The following is a 17,971-nucleotide window of genomic DNA, read 5'->3' as shown; positions in this document are numbered from 1 at the left end:
AGTGGTGAAGGGAACGGATGGAGGGTGCGGGGGGTGCTGCGGCTCGCGGCTAGTGGCGGCCGAGCCACCACTGCCAGAGGCTCGGCAGGTACTTCTTGACCAGCGACTCCAGCCACGAGGGGACGGAGGGCGCGGGGGTCGGCGTGGGCGACGGGGTCGCGGTGGGCGGGGTGGTGGGGGTGGCCGTGGGAGTCGCGGTCGGCGTGGCCGTCGGCGTCGCGGTCGGCGTCGGCGTCGCGGTCGGCGTCGCGGTCGGCGTCGGCGTCGCGGTGGGCGGAGCGGTCGGAGTGGGCGTCGGCGTCGGCGTGGTCGCCTCCGCCACGACGGTCTCCACGTCGTCGAGCACCAGCGAGCCCGCGCCCGAGCCGTTCACGTACAGCGCGTACTGCGTGACCGAGGTGAGGTCGAGGTCGGCCTGCGGCGCCCAGGCGGGCGGCGCGAAGTCCTCGAACGGGATCTCGATCCGCTGCACGCCGTCGGCGGACGGGGTGACCGTCGCCTCCCAGTACGCGCCGTTCGCGACGAACTGCACCGCGAGCGGCACCGCCCGGTCGGCGTCGACCGTGAGCGACAGTCCGGAGTAGCCCCACCAGTTCTGCGCGGCGTCGAAGGTCCGCACGGTGCCGGCGTAACCGGCCGTGCCGGTGTCGTAGTCGAAGCGGGCGGCGCTCGTGTCGTTCACGGGGCTCGGCACCAGCGTCGGCGTGATGGATCCGCCACCGGTGTTCCGGACGTACGCGGCCTGCAGCGCGGCGTCGTCGGCGTAGCCGTCGAAGTCCTCGACCACGACCGGCTCGGTCGGCAGCGCCGCCGTGCTGAAGGTCCGCGTCGCCGACGCCGTGGCGCCGAGCCCGTTCACCGCGGAGACCTGCCAGTAGTACGTCGTCTCCGGGTCGAGCTCGACCGGGGGCCGGTAGCTCGTGGCCGAGAGCCCGGTCGTCGAGACCAGCGGATCCGCGAGATCGCTCGAGCTGGAGAGGACGAAGCGGTAGTAGGCGGCGTCCGTGGCCGGCTCCCACGAGAAGGTCGGGGTGGCGGTGACGTCCGCCGTGCCGTCGGTGGGCGCCCCGAGCGCGGGGGCCGCGGGCAGACCGAACGGCGCGGCGTTCGGGGAGGAGAGGCTCACCGATCCGATCTGCGGCGTCCACACCTCGCCCGCGCCCTGCGGCCAGGAGATCCGGAGCCGGTTCACCCCGGTTAGGTCGCGGACGGCGTAGGTGTACTCGCGCCAGTTCCCGGTGCCGCCGCGCGTCTCGACGGCGAGCGGCGTCCAGGTGGTGCCGTCCGCCGATCCCTCGACCGTGAGCGGCACGACCGGCTGGTCGGGCCAGTACCAGGCGGTGATGTCGGCGCCGCTGATGTCGTCGAAGGCGTACTCGAGGCTCGCCGGGTCGGCGCTGTCGCGCTTGACGCGGGAGGCGTCGCCGCCGAAGAGCGCCGGGTTGCCGGTGTCGAAGGAGAGGCTGCCGGTGTGGGCCGCCGTCCGGGAGAAGTCGTCCAGCGGATCGACGAGCGCGACCTGTGCGGCGGCGCTCGTGATCGTCGCCCGCTGCAGCACGCCGGTGCTCCAGCTGACGCGCACCCGGTCGCCGGAGAGGCCGGTCGCGGCGACGACGCTCGCGCCGTCGCGCTCGGTGGTCGTCGTGGCGGCGTCGGTCCAGGTCGCGCCGTCGCTGCTCGTCGCCACGGTGACCGCGGACGGGTCCGAGACGACGAACTCCGCCGCGCCGATCCCGTCCCGCTGCCAGGTGACGCTCGCGTCGCCGGTCGCGGTGACGACGCCACCGGCGGGGGTCGGCGCGATCTCCGCGTTCTCGTGGCCGGCGGTCAGCAGCCAGCTCTGCAGCGGGTCGACCAGCACGGCACCGCCGGCGGAGGCGGCGACCGCGTCGGAGGCGGGGCCGCGGCGGTCGTCGTCGCCCACCGGCACGACGCGGTAGCGCGCGCCGGCCGGGGAGTCGTAGTCGGTGACGGGCGAGGCCGAGGCCGAGACGGCTCCGTCGGTCACGTCGCTCCAGTCGCCGCCGGTCGAGCGCTGCACCAGGTAGCCGACGGCGCCCGCGGTGCCGCGCCAGGAGACCTCGTTGATCCCGTAGTCCTGCTCGATCGCGGTGATCAGCGGGGCGCCGAGCTCGAGCTCGCCGGGCGTGCTGCCCGTCGCCGTGCCGTACTGCTCGATCGCGTCGACGCTCTCCTGCTCGCGCGGGGTCTCGCCCGGGTAGTGCAGGGTGAAGCCGTCGTCGTGCGGCACGAAGCCGCCGCGATCGTTGTTGCCGAAGAGCGACCAGAAGAAGGTGCCCGAGACGTTCGGGTCGGCCGCGGCCGCGCCCAGCAGGTCCTCGCTCGCGGCCGTCGAGGCGTACTCGCCGGCGATGTAGACCTTGTCCGCGCCGGCGACGGTCGCGGCGTCGGCCGAGACCCGCTCGGCGGTCGGCGGGTAGTAGTGCACGTCGACGATGTCGAGATCAGGCGCTGCGAGGGTGTCCGGGTCGATGTCGAAGCGGCGGCCGGCGGCGACGAGCTGCTCGGGCGCCCGCTCCTTGATGTAGGCGACCTGCGCGTCGATCCAGTCGCGGGTCATCCCCTCGAGCTCGTTGCCCAGCTCCCAGGCCATGATCGTCGGGTCGTCGACGAAGCGCGTCCCGGTGATCGTGTTGGTGTGGCCGAGGATCACGTCGACGTAATCCTGATACGCGGCGATCGCGGCCGGGTCGGTGTAGAAGTCGTCCGACTCCAGCCCGAGCGGGGTCGTGAAGTCGCGGTGACCGCCGTGGTAGTACGCCCACTCGTCGGTGAGGGGCAGAACCAGGCGGATGCCGAGGGTGCCCGCGTAGGCGACGGCGAAGTCGATGGTGCGGAACGCCTCCTCGTTGTACTCGCCGAGGCGCGGCATCAGGGCCAGCGGGTCCTCGTCGTTCTGGCCGGTCGAGGTCATCATGTGCGAGCGGACGACGGTGACGCCCATCTGCGCCGCGGTGTCGAGGGCGTCCTTGATCCGGAAGTAGGTGGGGTAGTCGACGCCGCCGACGTTCTCGTCGAGGCCGAGCCAGTAGATGTTGGTGCCGCTCGCGCGGAACCGCTCGCCGTCGAGGGTCAGGGCGCTGCCGTCGCGCTGGACGAACGCGGTGTTCTCGCTCGTCCAGTCGGCGGCGATCGCCGCTGCCGAGGCGGTCGGCGCCGCGGCCGGCGCGAGGACGACCAGCGAGCCGGCCGTGACGGCCAGCAGCGCGGCTCCGGCGAGGGAGCGGCGCAGGGGGACCCGCGAGAACGCGGAGGGGGTGGGGTGGGCACGTGTCATGGGTTAGCCAGGCTCCTTCGACCGGTGACGTGTCTCGCGCCGCAGCTGATCGGGAGTCGATCACCGCGGCGACGTGCCCAGAGTCGCTGATGCTCCTGCTCCGCGTCAAGTACAAAGATTAATAATTTATGTAAAGATCAGGCATGACGGATCAGCGACGACGCGGCTCCCCCGAGGCGTCAGTCCACGTGCCCGGCGGGCTGCGCAGGGGCGCTCGTCGTGCCGCGCGCCACCACCACGACCGGCGGGCTGGCGACGGATCCGCTCGCCGACTCGGCGATCTCGCTCAGGAGCTCCTGGCCGGTCAGCATGCCGATCACCTGCACGTCGTGCGAGACCGCCGAGAGCGGCGGCTCGCTCAGCTGGCACTGCGCGGAGTCGTCCCAGGCCAGCAGCGACATCGCGCCCGGCACGTCGAGGCCGAGCTGACGGGCCGCGTCGAGCGCGCCGATCGCCATCAGGTCGCTGTCCAGGATCACCGCGGTCGCCGGCTGCGACTCCGCCGCCAGCGAGCGCAGCGCGCGGCCGCCGGACTCGCGCGAGTAGTCGCCCGAGCGCTCGACCGCTTCGATCCCCCGGTCGGCGCACTCCAGGAGGAAGCACTCGCGCCGGATCCGCGTGTGCAGCAGCTCCTCCGGCCCGCCGACGTGCGCGATCCGCTCGTGGCCGAGATCGGCGAGGAACTGCACCGCGTCGCGCATCGCGTCGTCGTCGTTCGTCCAGACCGCCCGCAGCTCCCGCGCCGCGGAGGGCGGGCCGACGATCACCGCGGGCAGCCCGAGCTCGCGCACCAGCGCCGGCCGCGGGTCGTCCACCTCCAGGTCGACGAGCACGACGCCGTCGACCTCGCCGTCGCGGGCCCAGCGCCGGTAGGTCTCGATCTCCGCGTCGCGGTCGGGCAGCACGTTCAGCAGCACCGAGTGCCCGGCCGGGCGGACCGCGTGCTCCACCCCCGCGATGAACTCGTGGAAGTAGGGCTCGGCGCCCATGATCTCGGTGGCGCGGACGAGGGCGAGCCCGAGGGGCCGCGGCGGTCTCGGATCGGTCATGGCGGCTCTCTCTCGGACGGGCGGTACCAGCGTAGGCGCGGGCGCGGGCCGCGGCCCCCGGTCCCGTACGCTGGCGGTCGAGCGGTGAGGAGCAGGCATGGCGCGTCGTGAGGCGACCCCCGCGGCCCCGGGCAGCCGCGCCCTCGTCGTCGACCTGATCCGCTCCTCCGGGCCGATCAGCCGCGTCGAGCTCACCTCGGCGACCGGCCTGACCCAGCCGTCGATCTCGCTGATCGTGCGCAAGCTGCTCACCGACGGCATCGTCCGCGAGACGGGCTCCACCGCCAGCGGCGGCAAGCCGCGGCAGATGCTCGAGATCAACACCCGGGCGCGGATCGGCGTCGGCGTCCAGCTCGGCTTCGAGTCGATCACCTTCGTGGCGACGGACGCCGGCGGCGGCGTGCTCGCGCGCCAGCAGATCCGCGGCGCGGCCCTCGCGGCCCCGGAGGAGGTCACCCGGCGGATCGTCGACGGCTACGCCGCGTTCGTCCGCGGCACCGGCCTCGACCGCCGCACGATCGCCGGTGTCGCGGTCGTCGCCCCCGGCCCCATCGACCAGGCCGCCGGCCGTATCCTCGGCCCGCCCACCCTGCAGGGCTGGCGCGACTTCCCGCTGCGCGAGGAGCTCGGTGCCGGCTTCGGCATCCCGATCCTGCTCGACAACGACGCGGCGGCCGCCGCCATCGGCGAGTTCTGGAGCCGCGGCGTCTCGCGGCACGAGACCTTCGGCAGCATCTACGTCGGCACCGGGATCGGCGCGGGCATCGTCCTCGACGGCGCGCTCTTCCGCGGAGCCAGCTCCAACGCCGCCGAGATCGGCCACATCACCATCGCCCCGGGCGGCCGGGAGTGCTTCTGCGGCAACATCGGCTGCCTCGAGCGCTACGCGGCGCCCTCCGTCGTGGTCGACGACGCCGAGGCGGACCGGGCCGCCTTCGCGGACCTCGACCTCACCTTCGAGGTCGAGCAGAACGCCCGCGACTTCGACGTGCTGAGCCTCGCCGCGATCAACGGCCACCCCGCCGCGGAGGCGCTGCTCGGCCGATCGGCCGGCCACCTCGCCGACGGCGCCGTCACCCTCGCCAACCTCTTCGACCTCGACGCGCTCGTCCTCACCGGCCCCGGCGTCGCGATCGCCGGCTCGATCTACACGCGGGCGCTGCGCTCCCGGCTCGAGGGCCGCCGCTTCGCCCGCCGCGCGCACCCGATCAGCGTCGAGCTGTCCGCCAACCCGCGCGACGCCGCGGCGATCGGCGCCTCCTCCCTCGTGCTGCAGAGCACGCTCTCGCCCGGCCACGGGCCCGTGCTGCACCAGCCCGCATGACGGTCGTCGTCACTCCGGGCGGAGCCGTGCGCGGCCGGGTGCTCGAGACGCCGGACGGCGCGGTGCACGCCTTCCTCGGCGTGCCCTTCCTGCAGGTCGCGGAGCGCTTCCGGCCCGGCGTCGCGGCGGAGCGCTGGGCGGGCGTGCGCCCCGCGACCGCGCGCGGGCCGATCGCCCCGCAGCCGTTCGCCGACGCGCCCGTCTCCGAGCGGGACTCCCTGCACCTGAACATCTGGACGCCGGACCCCGCCGCCCGCGACCTGCCCGTCTTCGTCTGGGTGCACGGCGGCCTGCACATCGTCGGATCGAATGCGGAGCCGCTGTCCGACGGCGCGCGCCTCGCCGCCGCGGGCCGGATGGTCGTCGTCTCGGTGAATCACCGCCTCGGCGCCCTCGGCTTCCTGACCCTCGAGCACCTGCTCGGCGCCGAGTACGCCGACTCCGCGAACCTCGCGCTGCTCGACGTGATCGGCGCGCTCCGCTGGGTGCGCTCGGGCATCGCCGCGTTCGGCGGTGACCCGTCGCGGGTGACCCTCGCCGGGCAGTCCGCGGGCGCGGTGCTCGTCTCGGCGCTGCTCGCCGCGCCCGCTGCTGCCGGGCTCTTCCAGCGGGCGGTGCTGCAGAGCGGCAACCCGGAGCGGATGGGCTCGCGGGACTTCGGCGAGGGCGTCACCGCCGAGCTGCTCGCGCTCCTGGGCCTGCCGGACGATCCGTCGCGGCTGCTCACTCTGCCGTGGGAGGAGGTGGTCGCCGCCCAGCAGCGCCTGATCGAGCGGCGCTCGGCCGGCCACCCGAACCCGACGCCCGCCTTCCGGCCGAGCCTCGACGGCCGCGTGCTGCCCGCGGCGCCGGTCGACGCGGTCGCCGCCGGAGCCTCCTCGACGGTGGATCTGATCGTCGGCACGAACGTGAACGAGGGCTCCGGCTTCGTCGATCCCAGCGGTCCGGACCCGGCGCCGGAGCTCCTCGAGCGCGAACTGGCGCTGCTCCTGCCGCACTGGCCCGCGTCGCGCGGCCGCCGGACGGAGGCGTTCGCAACCGCCCTGCGCGCCGACCTCGGCCGCGAGACGTCCCCGGCCGAGCAGCTCGAGGCCTGCCTCGCCGAGACGATCTACCGGCAGCCCAGCCAGCGCCTCCTCGACGCCCGCGCCGACGCCACCGGCTCCACCCGCGCGTGCCTCTTCACCTGGGAGCAGCCCGCCGCCGCCGGCGCTCGGCGGTCCGGCCACTCCCTCGAGCTGCCCTTCCTCTTCCGTCACGTCGACGACTCGGACCTCGCCCGCGCCGAGGTCGGCGACGCCGCCCCCGCCTCCCTCCGCGACGCCCTCACCCGCCACTGGTCCGCCTTCGCCGCCACCGGCGCCCCCGGTCCCGACTGGCCCGAGTACGCCCCGACCCGCGCGACCCTCCTCCTCGCGGAGTCCCCCCGCGTCGCCCACGCCCCAGGAGACGCCGTCCGCCGCCTCACGGCGTCGTCCCGCCCGCCGACCCCCTGACTGCCCCCGCGCCCGCCGCCCCCACTCTCCAGAAGTCGTCGTACCGGACCACCTACTACGACGACTTCTGCGCAGTGCAGGGGTCGGCGCCGTCCGCCCGCCGCTACTCCACCGTGTCGATCACGTCGATCCGCCAGCGGCCGTCGAAGACGAGGCTGATCCGCACGCGGTGGATCAGATCCTTCTCCTCGGTGCTGCGGAACGTCTCCTTGCCGTTGGCGAGGACGCGGATGCCCGTCGTGTCGAGGAGCGCCCCGACGACGGCGTCGGTACCCGAATTCGACAGCAGCTCGACCTCGGAGACGACCATGCTCCCGACCTGCCTCACCTTGCCCCGCGAGTACCACCGAGCATCCGAGTCGAGACCCGGAAGCCCCTTCTCAGTCACCGCGCTCGCCAGCTCGTCAGGGATGCTCCGCGTGTAGCCCCGCTGGGCCCATTCGTCGTAGGCGTTCACGAAGGCCCACACGGCCTCGACCGGTCCGACGTCCTCGATGCACACAGCTCCGTCCCTCCTCTTCTCCTCCTCGACGAGGAGACGTGACGAGGGTGCCGGAATCGCCGCACGAGCTGCCGACCCAGGCGCGGAATCCTCGCCGAGGGCTCCGAGCAGAGATCACCTCGTGAGTGGGGAACTCCATGCTGACCAGGAGAGGCCACCTCGTCAGTGCGGGGAACTCCATGCTGATCGAGTAGCCCGCACAGCGGGCGTATCGAGATCCACCACCGTCAGAAGGACGAGTCTGCAGACCCGCCCTTCTGGTGACGGCGGGTCTCGATACGCCGCTGCGCGGCTACTCGACCAGCATGAGGCGGGCGGCTGACGGAAGGGCGACGTAGCCTCCGGCTGCTCCCCCTCTCATGTTGATCGAGTAGCCCTCGCAGAGGGCGTATCGAGATCCACCCGCGCCAGAAGAGGAGTCCGAGATCGCCGCCGACGCTCTCGCGACCACGCGCAGCCCGCTCACCGACCGCGAGCTCGACGTCCTGAGCGCCGGCTCCCGCGGCGAGACCACCGGCGAGATCGGCAGGGCGCTGCACCTCTCCGCGGGCACCGTGCGCAACCACGTCTCGTCGATCCTGCGCAAGCTCGACGTCGACACCCGTCAGCGCGCCGTGATCGAGGCCCACAAGATCGGCTGGATCTGACGCCTGAGCCCGGCACGACCCCGTCCGATCTGCAGGCGATCCGCCCCTCCTGCCCCCGCCCTCGCGCCGGTAAGCGGCTTCCGCGCCGAATCACCTGCACAACGGAGGAGCACCTGCACAACGCGCGCACACCTGCACACCGGACGCGCACCTGCACTGCGGAGGGCTGCTGTCCGATCTGCAGGCGATCCGCCCCTCCCGCCCTCGCGCCGGTGAGCGGCTTCCGCGCCGAATCACCTGCACAACGGAGGAGCACCTGCACAACGCGCGGGCACCTGCACAGCGGAGGAGCACCTGCACACCGGCCCGGCACCCTCCCGGAGGGGTGCTGTCCGATGTGCAGGCGATCACGCCGGCACGAGACGCACGGACGCGGCGGAAATGGCGTTCCCGCGCGGATCGCCGGCAGATCGAACCGGCGCCGGGCTCAGAGCGCGACGACCACGCTCTTCAGCTCGCAGAACGAGCGCAGCGCCTCCTCGCCCAGGTCGCGCCCCATCCCGGACTCCCCCACGCCGCCGAACGACAGCGCCGGGTCGAACAGGTTGTACGTGTTGACCCACACCGTGCCCGCGCGCAGCCGCCGCCCCATCCGGTGCGCCCGCGCCAGGTCGTTCGTCCACACCCCGGCGGCGAGCCCGTAGGTCTGGTCGTTGGCGAGGGCCACCGCCTCGTCCTCGTCCTCGAACGGGATGATGCCGACGACTGGGCCGAAGATCTCCTCGCGCGCGATGGTCATCGTGTTCGTGACGCCGGTGAACAGCGTCGGCTCGACGTAGTAGCCCGGCCGGTCCGGCACGCCGCCGCCCACCGCGACGACCGCGCCCTCCGCCTCGCCCTGCGCGATGTAGCCGAGCACCTGCTGCCGCTGCTCCTCGGACACCAGCGGCCCGACGGTCACGCCGCCGGCCAGCCCGTCGCCGAGCGCGACCTTCCGCACCGCCGCGGTCAGGCGCTCCGTCGCCTCCTCGAGGATCGAGCGCTGCACCAGCAGCCGGCTGCCCGCCGTGCACATCTGGCCGGAGTGGCCGAACGACGCCCGCATCGCGGTCAGCACCACGGCGTCCAGGTCCGCGTCCTCGAACACGATGTTCGGGCTCTTGCCGCCCAGTTCCAGAGTCAAGCGGGTGAAGTCCTCGCTCGCGGCGCGCATCACCTTCCGGCCGACCTCGGTGCTGCCGGTGAAGGAGACCTTGCTGACCAGCGGGTGCTCGGTGAGCGCCGCGCCGACCCGGCCGTCGCCGGTGAGCACGTTGACGACTCCCGCGGGAACGCCCGCCTCCTCGCAGAGGGCCGCGAGGCGCAGCATCGTCAGCGGAGTCTGCTCCGCCGGCTTCACCACCACGGTGCAGCCCGCGGCGAGCGCCGGCGCCAGCTTGAAGCTCGCCGTCATGATCGGGAAGTTCCACGGCAGGATCAGCGCCGCCACTCCCACCGGCTCGAGCGTCGTGTAGACGTGGTGCTGCGCGTCGACGGGCACGACTGTGCCGGTCAGCCGTGAGGGGGCGCCCGCGTAGTAGCGGAAGACGCGGGCCGAGGTCGCGGTGTCGGCGCGGGAGCGCTCGATCGGCTTGCCGTTGTCGCGGGTCTCGAGCACCGCGAGCTCCTCGAGGCGCTCCTCGATCAGGTCGGCCACGCGGTTCAGGATGCGGCTGCGGTCGTGCGGGCTCATCCCGCTCCAGCGCGCGTCGTCGTGTGCGCGGCGGGCGGCGGTGACGGCCGCCTCGATGTCGGCGGGGCCGGCCTGCGGGACGCGGGTGAGCAGCTCCTCCGTGGCGGGGTCGACGACGTCGAGCAGCTCGGCGCCCTCGGGAGCGAGCCACGCGCCGTCGACGAGGAAGGGCTCGATCGGCGCGAGGGGGGCGAGGGTGTCTCTCATGGGGTCTGCGTCTCTCTCGTCGGGGGGGGGGGCCGGGTCGGGGCCGGAGTCGTCGGGGCCGGAGGGGGCGGTGAGGGCCGGTCGGATCAGTGCCGGTCGGATCAGTGCCGGTCGAGCAGCCGGGCGGGCTCCTCGACGCTCATCCGCCGCAGCACGTCGTCGGCGACGCCGAGCGCGCGGAGCCCCGGCAGGACGCGCGCGCCGAGGTGGTCGAAGCCGTGCCCGCCGAAGCGGCGCAGCTGGCCCTTCGTCCAGGTGCTGTGGCCGAGCACCCAGCGCATGCCGGGGTCGGTGCCGAGCAGCTCCAGCAGCGCGTCCAGGCGCTGCGGGTCGCTCGCGTTGCGGATCCGGCCGACGTGCGCGCCCTCGTTGCCGAAGCAGAGCTCGAGCACGGCGCCGGCCTGACCGAGGTCGCGGAGGTAGGGCAGGTCGAGGAACTCGTCGACGGTGCTGAAGACCACGCGGTCGGGATCGACTCCCTCGGCGACGACGTGCGCGAGCACCTCGAGTCCGTTGCGGGCGTCGGCGGCGAGCCGGACGGTGATCGCCGAGCCGGTGGCGGCGGCCGCGCGGGCCGCGGCGGTGAGGCTGATCCGCTCCTGCTCCCCCTCGGGAGTCGCGAAGGCGCCGGTCGTGCCCATCAGGCCGAGCAGTCCGGCGCGGTAGGAGGTGCCGGGGACGCTCTCCGTCAGCGCCCGCGTGAACAGCGCGGTGCGGCCGTCGACGTCGAGCGCGAGGTACCACTCGGGCAGCAGGCGAGGGAGGTAGGCGCCGTAGCCGGCCACGAGCGCGACGCCGGCGCGCTCGGACAGCTCGGGGAACCGCGTGCGATCGGGGCCGAAGCCGAGCGAGCTGAGGTCGACGGCGAGGGCGAGTCCCGCGGCGGCTCCCGCGCGGAGCTCGTCGGCGAGCAGCTCGACGTCGTCGAGGCGGAGGTTGTCGGCGAGCGCGAGCTGGCTCCAGCGCAGGGCGGCGGCGAGCTCGGCGGTGACGGGGGCGTCGGGATCGAGCGCCTCGACGCCGGGCCGCTGCAGCGCGCTCGCGTCGGTCAGCAGGTGCTCGTGCATCGAGACGACGCCGAGCGACGCCGCCTCGATCGGGCCGAGGACCGTCTGGATCGCCATGCGCCGCCTCTCCGCGCGGCACGCTGCCGCTGGATCCAATATAGAGCGGTATGGATCCAGATGCGACGTGTCGGTACTCTCCCAGGGTTGCGCTCGCGATCCCTGAGTAGAATCGCAGACAGCAAGGGGAGTACTCCCGACTGCGGTGAGCCCGTCAAGACGGATGCGAATGAGCGTCCCGGGCCATCGGCTCCGCCACCACCTCCAAGAGGTCGCGGCCGGAGTGGAGGAGACCTTGGTCCCTCATCGACCGACCCTCTTGGAGCACCTCCGTGCAGATCACCCCCGTCATCTGGCTGATCACCATCGCCGTGACGATCGCCTTCTTCGTCTACGAGTTCTTCGCGCACGTGCGGAAGCCGCACGAGCCGACCATCGGCGAGTCCGCCCGCTGGTCGGCCTTCTACATCGGCCTCGCGCTGCTGTTCGGTGTCGGCATCGGCTTCGTCGCCGACTGGCGCTACGGCGGCGAGTACTTCGCCGGTTATCTCACCGAGAAGGCGCTGTCTCTCGACAACCTCTTCCTCTTCCTCATCATCATGACCGGCTTCGCGGTGCCGAAGATCTACCAGCAGAAGGTGCTGATGATCGGCATCGTCATCGCGCTGATCATGCGCGGCGGCTTCATCGCGGTCGGCGCGGCCCTGATCGAGAACTTCTCCTGGGTCTTCTACCTCTTCGGCGCCCTGCTCTTCGTGCTGGCCTACCAGCAGATCAAGGGCGACCACGGCGACCCGTCGAACAACGCCTTCATGCGCCTGGTGCGCCGCATCCTCCCCGTCACCGACGAGTACCACGGCGACAAGCTGACCGTGAAGAAGGACGGCCGCCGCTTCGTCACCCCGATGCTGCTGACCATCGTCGCCATCGGCTTCATCGACCTGGTCTTCGCGCTCGACTCGATCCCCGCCATCTACGGACTGACCAACGAGGCCTACATCGTCTTCACCGCGAACGCCTTCGCGCTGATGGGTCTGCGCCAGCTGTTCTTCCTGATCGGCGGACTGCTCGAGCGCCTCGTCTACCTCAGCCAGGGTCTGGCCGTCATCCTCGGCTTCATCGCCGTGAAGCTCGTCTTCCACGCCCTGCACGTCAACGAGGTCCCGTTCATCAACGGCGGCGAGCCCCTGCTCTGGGTCCCCGAGATCCCGATCTGGTTCTCGCTCACCTTCATCGGATCGACGATCGCCGTCGCCACGATCGCCAGCCTCCTGAAGACCCGCGGCGACCGCTCCAAGTCCGACCGCGCCACCGTCCAGGACGCCCCCCTGGAGACCCCGGCCGACGTCCCCTCCCGCCGCGAGCACTGACCCCCGCCGCGAGATGTCACTTGTGCACGCGACACGCCGCAGAAGGCGTACACAAGTGGCATCTCGCGGCGGCGCGTCAGAGGGTCGGCGTCCAGATGCGCATCGTGGAGGGGCCGCGGTTGGCCCAGCGGTAGTAGGGGTGGAACTCGGCGGTGAACTGCTCGCCGAGCTCCGCCGGCACGTCGTACGGCCAGGCGGAGGACGCGGCGTCGCGGCGCACGAGCGTCACACTCGCGCCGTCGCCGAGGGCCACCGGCTCCACCCCCGCGTCCACCGCGACGTGCTCGGTATCGACGCCGTCCGGCAGCTCGAGCGACTCCAGCGCCAGCACGAACGGCCCGCGCTCCACCGCCACCTGGCCGCGCACCGCGTCGATCCGCGGGTGCGGCGTCACGAAGCGCGCCGGCATCGGCAGCGACAGCCGCACCACATCGCCGGCCGCGAACGCCCGCCGCACCGTCACCGTCGACAGCCCCGCGTCCACCACCTGCCCGTCCAGCACCGCCGCCCCGCGCGCGAACGGCGGGACCCGCAGCGTCAGCGCGAACTCCGCGTCAGCGAGGATCCGCACGGCGATCTCCCCGTCCTCCGGGTACGCGGTCTCCACCTCGAGCGACACCCCGCCCGTCGTCACCCGGTAGGCGCCGTACTGGTGCAGCTGCACCCCGTCGTCCGTCGCCGTCGCGAAGCTCAGCTCGACGCTCGCGAGCGTCCGCGCCGTGTTCGTCGGGCAGCAGGACACCCAGAACCACGGCGCCCGCAGGCTCGACTGCGCCCGGTCGGTCTCGACGCTCTCGTCCGGCGCCACCCCGTCGACCCGCTGCTGCAGCGTGTTCGTGTAGAAGAAGGCGCGTCCGTCCTCCCGGGTCGCGGGCAGCACCGCGTTCAGCAGCGTCCGCTCCATCAGATCCGCGTAGGCCGCGTCGTCCGAGCGCAGCAGCAGCCGCCACGACAGCATGTTCGACGCGATCGCCGCGCAGGTCTCGGCGTAGGCGCGGTCCGGCGGCAGCTCGTAGTCGGCGCCGAACGCCTCGTCCTGGTGGTGCGAGCCCATCCCGCCGGTCAGATAGGTGCGGCGCGCGACCGTCGCCGCCCACTGCCGCCCCACGGCGGCCTCGAGCTCCGCGTCGCCCGTCTCCACGGCGACGTCGAGCGCCCCCGCCGAGAGGTACAGCGCCCGCACCGCATGCCCGCGCAGCACCTCGGCCGAGCGCACCGGCACGTCGTCCTGGAAGTACTCGGGCCCGAAGGCGATCGCCCCGAGCGTCCCCGTGCCCCGCCGCTCGACGAACAGCCGCGCCTGCTCCAGGTACCGCCCGTCGCCGGTGGCCCGCGCCAGCTCGGCGAGCGCCGGCTCGATCTCGGGGTGCCCGCAGACCGCGACGCGCCCCTCCGCCCCGAAGGCGTCGATCACGTGGTCGGCCAGCCGCCGCGCCACGGCCGGCAGCAGGTCGTCGTGCCCGGTGCGCAGCCGCGCCACGGCCGCCTGGATCAGGTGGCCGAAGCAGTACAGCTCGTGCCCCCACTCCAGATCGGAGTAGCGCGCCCGCTGCCCCGGTCGGCCGAAGCTCGTGTGCAGGTAGCCGTCCTCGTCCTGGGCCCCCGCGACCCGCAGCACCAGCGCCTCGTACTGCGCGGCGAGCTCCGGATCGTCGGAGCGGCCCAGCTCCCAGGCCATCGCCTCGAGCAGCTTGTAGACCTCCGAGTCGACGAACTCGATGCCCGCGTGAAGGTCGCCGCCGGCCGCCGAGGAGATCGTGCCGTTCGCCGCGCGGTCGAAGTTGCCGGCCCAGCCGACCCGCTCGATCCAGCTCAGGCAGTGGCCGATCACGGCCTCGGCGCCGAGCCGCTGGTAGTGCTGCCAGAAGCCGCCGGTCAGCCGGATCTCGTCCTGGCGCAGCGGCCGGAGCGCGCCGGCGGTCGGGGCGACGGGGCCGCCGAGGGCGACGGTGGTGGTCAGGGTCACGAGGATCTCCTAGGAGGAAGAGGGTCAGTCCTTGACGGCACCGGCGGTGACACCCGCCGAGACGTACCGCTGGGCGACGACGAGGAGGAGGGCGGCCGGGAGCGACGCGACCACGGCGGTCGCCATGATCGAGTTCCACTCCTGGTTGTTGTTGCCGATGTACTTGTAGATGCCGAGGGTGATCGGCTGGAGCTTCCCGCCGCTGTCGAGGGTCGACGCGAAGATGAAGTCCGACCAGGCCCAGAGGAACGCGAAGAGCGACACCGTGACGACGGAGTTGCGGCTGATCGGCATGATCACCGAGGTGAAGGTGCGCCACGCACTCGCGCCGTCCATCCGCGCGGCCTGGGTCAGCTCGTCCGGGATGCCCGACATGAACGCGGTGAAGATCAGCACGCCGAACGGCACCGCGATGGTCGAGTCGGCCACGATCAGGCCGGGGACCGAGTTCAGCAGCCCCAGGTTGAGGTAGATGGCGTAGAAGCCCATCGCCATGATGATCGCCGGGATCATCTGCGCGATCAGCAGGACGAACGAGAGCCCCTGCCCGCCGCGCGGCCGCAGCTTCGCGAGCGAGTACGCCGCCGGAGCGGCGATCGCCACGGTCAGCAGCACCGTGCCCAGGCCCACGATCAGGCTGGTGCCGAGGTAGGGCAGCTGCTCGCTCAGCACGGCCTGGTAGCCGGAGAAGGTGGGCGCGAACGGGAACCAGTCCGGCGGATCCTTCCGCATCGAGCCGGTCTGGGTGAGCGAGACGTTGATCATCCAGTAGACCGGGAACAGCATGATCGCGGTGAGCAGGACGCCCACGAGGGTCAGCCACCAGGGGCGCCGGGCGCTCATGCGTCGGCCTGCTTCCGCTGGACCCGGATGTAGATCAGGCCGAAGACCAGCGCGAGGATGATCAGCAGGTTGCCGACCGCTGCCGCCGGGCCGAAGTCGGGCAGCATCGAGCCGAAGCCGAGCTGGTAGGTCCAGGTCGCCAGGGTCGTCGACGCGTCGGCCGGCCCGCCCTTGGTCATGATCCAGATGATGTCGAACACCTTCAGCGTGTAGACGAGGCCGAGCAGGATCGTGATCGCCGAGACCGGGCGCAGCAGCGGCAAGGTGATCCGCCAGAACTGCTGGGCGCCGGTCGCGCCGTCGAGCGAGGCCGCCTCGTAGAGGTCCTGCGAGATGTTCTGCAGCCCGGAGTAGAGGATCACCAGGTTGAACGGGATGCCGATCCAGATGTTGGCGATCAGCACCGCGATCAGCGAGGTCGACGGCGAGGTCAGCCAGTTGATCTGCCCGATCCCGAACGACTCGAGGAACGCGTTCACGATCCCGGAGTCGCTGTTCAGCATCCACGACCAGGTCGACGCCGACACGATCAGCGGCAGCAGCCACGGCACGAGGAACAGCGCCCGGAGCGTGCTCGCCAGCGGGAAGCGCCGGTAGAAGAAGACCGCCAGCGCCAGCCCCAGCGTGAACTGGAAGACCAGCGACACCCCCGTGAACACCGCGGTGTGCAGCAGCGCGGGGCCGAAGGTCGGGTCGCGGAAGACCTGCACGTAGTTGTCGAACCAGACGAACGGGGCGTTGCCCTGCACGAAGGAGCGGACCGTGTAGTCCTTCAGGCTCAGCTCGAGGTTGCGGTAGAGCGGGAAGGCGTAGAAGACGAGCAGGTAGACGACGAGCGGAGCGAGGAACGCCCACGCTGCGAGCTGCCCGCCCGGCCGCCGCCGCCTCGGCGCTGGGGCTGCGACGGGCGCGACCCCGGGCTCGGCGTCCCGCCGCAGCAACCGCGCCGTCTCCGTGGCCGTCGTCATCGTTCCTCCCGAGTCTGGAGCGCCCCGGGGGCGCCCCACCTGCTGGTCGAGTAGCCCCGCAGGGGCGTATCGAGACCCACCGCCGCAAGACCGTCTGGTCTGCAGACCACCCCTCTGACGCCGGCGGATCTCGAGACGCCCGCAGAGCGGGCTCCTCGATCAGCAAGGGGCTCCACGACACTCATCACTGCGTCGCGGACTCGGCCGCCGACTGCGCCGCCTTCAGCGCGTCGGCCGGCGACTGCGAGCCGCTCAGCGCGGTCTGCACCGCGGACCAGAGCTGCTCGGAGATCTTCGGGTACTTCGTCCCGAGGTCGTCCGAGGTGCGCCCCTTCGCGGCCTGGACGGCCTCGACCCAGGGCTCGAGGTCGGCGTTCCCGGCGACCTGCGCCTCCTGCGCGGCGGCCGTCGGCGCGATGTACGACAGCGTGTCATCGGTCGTCACCAGGTTGTCCGTCGAGGTGAGGCACTCGGCGATCGCCGTCGACGTCTCGTAGCGCGCCTCGTCCTTCTGCACGGGCAGGGTGAGGAACTCGCCGCCGGTCGGCGCGGGGGCCGAGCCGCCGTCCTTCGCGGGGATGGTGAGGATGCCGTAGTCGATGCCGGAGGCCTTGGCGTTCGCGAGCTGCCAGGTGCCGTTCTCGCCGAAGGCGTACTCGCCGGTCTCGAACTCCTGCCAGCTGGTGGTCTGGGTGTTGCCGATCACGGAGTTGGGCGCGTAGCCCTTCTCCAGCCAGTCGGTCCAGAGCGAGACCGCGTCCACGGCGGCGTCCGAGTCGAGCTCGGTCAGCTCGGCGCCGGAGCCCCAGAACCAGGGCAGGAACTGGAAGGTGCCCTCCTCGGTGCCGATGCCGGAGAACGTGATGCCCTTGCCGCCCGAGGCGGTGACCTTCTCGAGCGCGGCGGTGAGGCTCGCCCAGTCGGTGATCGACGAGACGTCGACGCCGGCCGTCGCCAGCACGGTCTTGTTGTAGTAGAGCGCGAGGGTGTTCGCCCCGATCGGGACGCCGAAGGTGTCGCCGCCGGCCTCGCCCGCGGCCAGGATGTTGGCGTCGATGTCGCCGGTCTCCAGGCCGTTCTCGGCGGTGGTGGTCAGGATGCCTGACTCGGCGAGCGTGGAGACGACCGGGTTGTCGACGAGCAGGATGTCGGGCGAGCTGCCCTGCTGCCCGGCGAGGAGCGCCTTGTTGGTCAGGTCGGTGGTGTCGTAGCCGGTGCGCTCGACGGTGACGCCGGCCTCGGTGCCGCACGAGTCGATGAGCTTCGCCCAGTCGGACGACTCGTCGAACTGGGGATACGGGTCCCAGAACGTGTAGGTGCCGCCGGCGGCGGAGGTGGAGTCACCTCCCGAGCCTCCCGCGCAGCCGGTCAGTGCTGCCGCTGCGGTCCCGAGCAGGACGGCGGCGGCGAGGCCCCGAGTGTGCTTCCTCTTCATCGCGGATGTTCCCTTCGTCGTTGACGGGTGGTGGTGCGTGGGGGCCGGACGGTGCGCCGGACCGAAACTACTTTCTGCGGGTTCAAAGTAGACACGGCGGGAAGGCGGCGTCAAGAGATGGCGTGTTTTC

At 72.3% G+C, this 17,971-nt stretch carries 13 protein-coding genes; 4 read left to right on the top strand and 9 right to left on the bottom strand.

Annotation, left to right across the window (positions count from 1 at the left end):
• Nucleotides 1–49 precede the first annotated feature (49 nt).
• Complete coding sequence (locus HRK28_RS15145; protein ID WP_173252195.1) at nucleotides 50–3,298, bottom strand: carbohydrate binding domain-containing protein; 3,249 nt, start codon at nucleotides 3,296–3,298, stop codon at nucleotides 50–52.
• A 179-nt stretch (nucleotides 3,299–3,477) separates the two neighbouring features.
• Nucleotides 3,478–4,347 (bottom strand): LacI family DNA-binding transcriptional regulator, encoded by an 870-nt coding sequence (locus HRK28_RS15140; protein WP_173252194.1) that lies wholly within the window; start codon nucleotides 4,345–4,347, stop codon nucleotides 3,478–3,480.
• Nucleotides 4,348–4,444: 97 nt separating this feature from the next.
• Between HRK28_RS15140 and HRK28_RS15135 the strand changes: the two genes are divergently transcribed.
• Together HRK28_RS15135 and HRK28_RS15130 are read left to right on the top strand one after the other, a co-directional pair.
• Entirely contained in the window at nucleotides 4,445–5,671 is a 1,227-nt protein-coding gene (locus HRK28_RS15135; protein WP_173252193.1) for an ROK family transcriptional regulator, read from the top strand.
• Nucleotides 5,668–7,167: a carboxylesterase family protein gene (locus HRK28_RS15130; RefSeq protein WP_173252192.1), complete on the top strand. Its 1,500-nt coding sequence runs from the start codon at nucleotides 5,668–5,670 to the stop codon at nucleotides 7,165–7,167. The genes HRK28_RS15135 and HRK28_RS15130 overlap by 4 nt, the downstream gene beginning before the upstream one ends.
• A gap of 103 nt (nucleotides 7,168–7,270) precedes the next feature.
• Here the strand turns inward: HRK28_RS15130 and HRK28_RS15125 are convergent, their stop codons facing one another.
• On the bottom strand, nucleotides 7,271–7,477 hold the full coding sequence (locus tag HRK28_RS15125; RefSeq protein WP_173252191.1) for a hypothetical protein: 207 nt from the start codon (nucleotides 7,475–7,477) through the stop codon (nucleotides 7,271–7,273).
• A gap of 617 nt (nucleotides 7,478–8,094) precedes the next feature.
• Here HRK28_RS15125 and HRK28_RS15120 point away from each other — a divergent pair.
• Nucleotides 8,095–8,316 carry a LuxR C-terminal-related transcriptional regulator gene (locus tag HRK28_RS15120; RefSeq protein WP_173252398.1) on the top strand — a complete coding sequence of 74 codons (222 nt, stop codon included), beginning with the start codon at nucleotides 8,095–8,097 and terminating at the stop codon, nucleotides 8,314–8,316.
• A gap of 427 nt (nucleotides 8,317–8,743) precedes the next feature.
• Here HRK28_RS15120 and HRK28_RS15115 read toward each other — a convergent pair whose 3' ends face one another.
• Nucleotides 8,744–10,195: an aldehyde dehydrogenase gene (locus HRK28_RS15115; RefSeq protein ID WP_173252190.1), complete on the bottom strand. Its 1,452-nt coding sequence runs from the start codon at nucleotides 10,193–10,195 to the stop codon at nucleotides 8,744–8,746.
• A 101-nt stretch (nucleotides 10,196–10,296) separates the two neighbouring features.
• On the bottom strand, nucleotides 10,297–11,319 hold the full coding sequence (locus HRK28_RS15110) for a phosphotriesterase (protein ID WP_173252189.1): 1,023 nt from the start codon (nucleotides 11,317–11,319) through the stop codon (nucleotides 10,297–10,299).
• Nucleotides 11,320–11,591: 272 nt separating this feature from the next.
• Here HRK28_RS15110 and HRK28_RS15105 point away from each other — a divergent pair, with 272 nt between their 5' ends.
• A complete protein-coding gene (locus HRK28_RS15105; RefSeq protein WP_173252188.1) occupies nucleotides 11,592–12,629 on the top strand; it encodes a TerC family protein in 1,038 nt (345 codons plus the stop codon).
• Nucleotides 12,630–12,705: 76 nt separating this feature from the next.
• Here the strand turns inward: HRK28_RS15105 and HRK28_RS15100 are convergent, their stop codons facing one another.
• The 4 genes from HRK28_RS15100 to HRK28_RS15085 all read right to left on the bottom strand — a co-directional run bounded on the left by HRK28_RS15100 (nucleotide 12,706) and on the right by HRK28_RS15085 (nucleotide 17,841).
• A complete protein-coding gene (locus HRK28_RS15100) occupies nucleotides 12,706–14,595 on the bottom strand; it encodes a beta-L-arabinofuranosidase domain-containing protein (protein WP_173252187.1) in 1,890 nt (629 codons plus the stop codon).
• Nucleotides 14,596–14,619: 24 nt separating this feature from the next.
• On the bottom strand, nucleotides 14,620–15,438 hold the full coding sequence (locus tag HRK28_RS15095) for a carbohydrate ABC transporter permease (protein ID WP_160086209.1): 819 nt from the start codon (nucleotides 15,436–15,438) through the stop codon (nucleotides 14,620–14,622).
• Nucleotides 15,435–16,406 carry a carbohydrate ABC transporter permease gene (locus HRK28_RS15090; protein ID WP_173252186.1) on the bottom strand — a complete coding sequence of 324 codons (972 nt, stop codon included), beginning with the start codon at nucleotides 16,404–16,406 and terminating at the stop codon, nucleotides 15,435–15,437. The genes HRK28_RS15095 and HRK28_RS15090 overlap by 4 nt, the downstream gene beginning before the upstream one ends.
• A 184-nt stretch (nucleotides 16,407–16,590) precedes the next feature.
• Nucleotides 16,591–17,841 carry an extracellular solute-binding protein gene (locus HRK28_RS15085; RefSeq protein ID WP_160086205.1) on the bottom strand — a complete coding sequence of 417 codons (1,251 nt, stop codon included), beginning with the start codon at nucleotides 17,839–17,841 and terminating at the stop codon, nucleotides 16,591–16,593.
• Nucleotides 17,842–17,971: the final 130 nt, after the last annotated feature.

This window comes from Rathayibacter sp. VKM Ac-2835 (genome assembly GCF_013266705.1).
In the GTDB taxonomy this organism is placed as follows: Bacteria; Actinomycetota; Actinomycetes; order Actinomycetales; family Microbacteriaceae; genus Rathayibacter.
The sequence above is the reverse complement of the archived record's forward strand: the minus strand, read 5'-3'. Positions and strand labels throughout refer to the sequence as shown.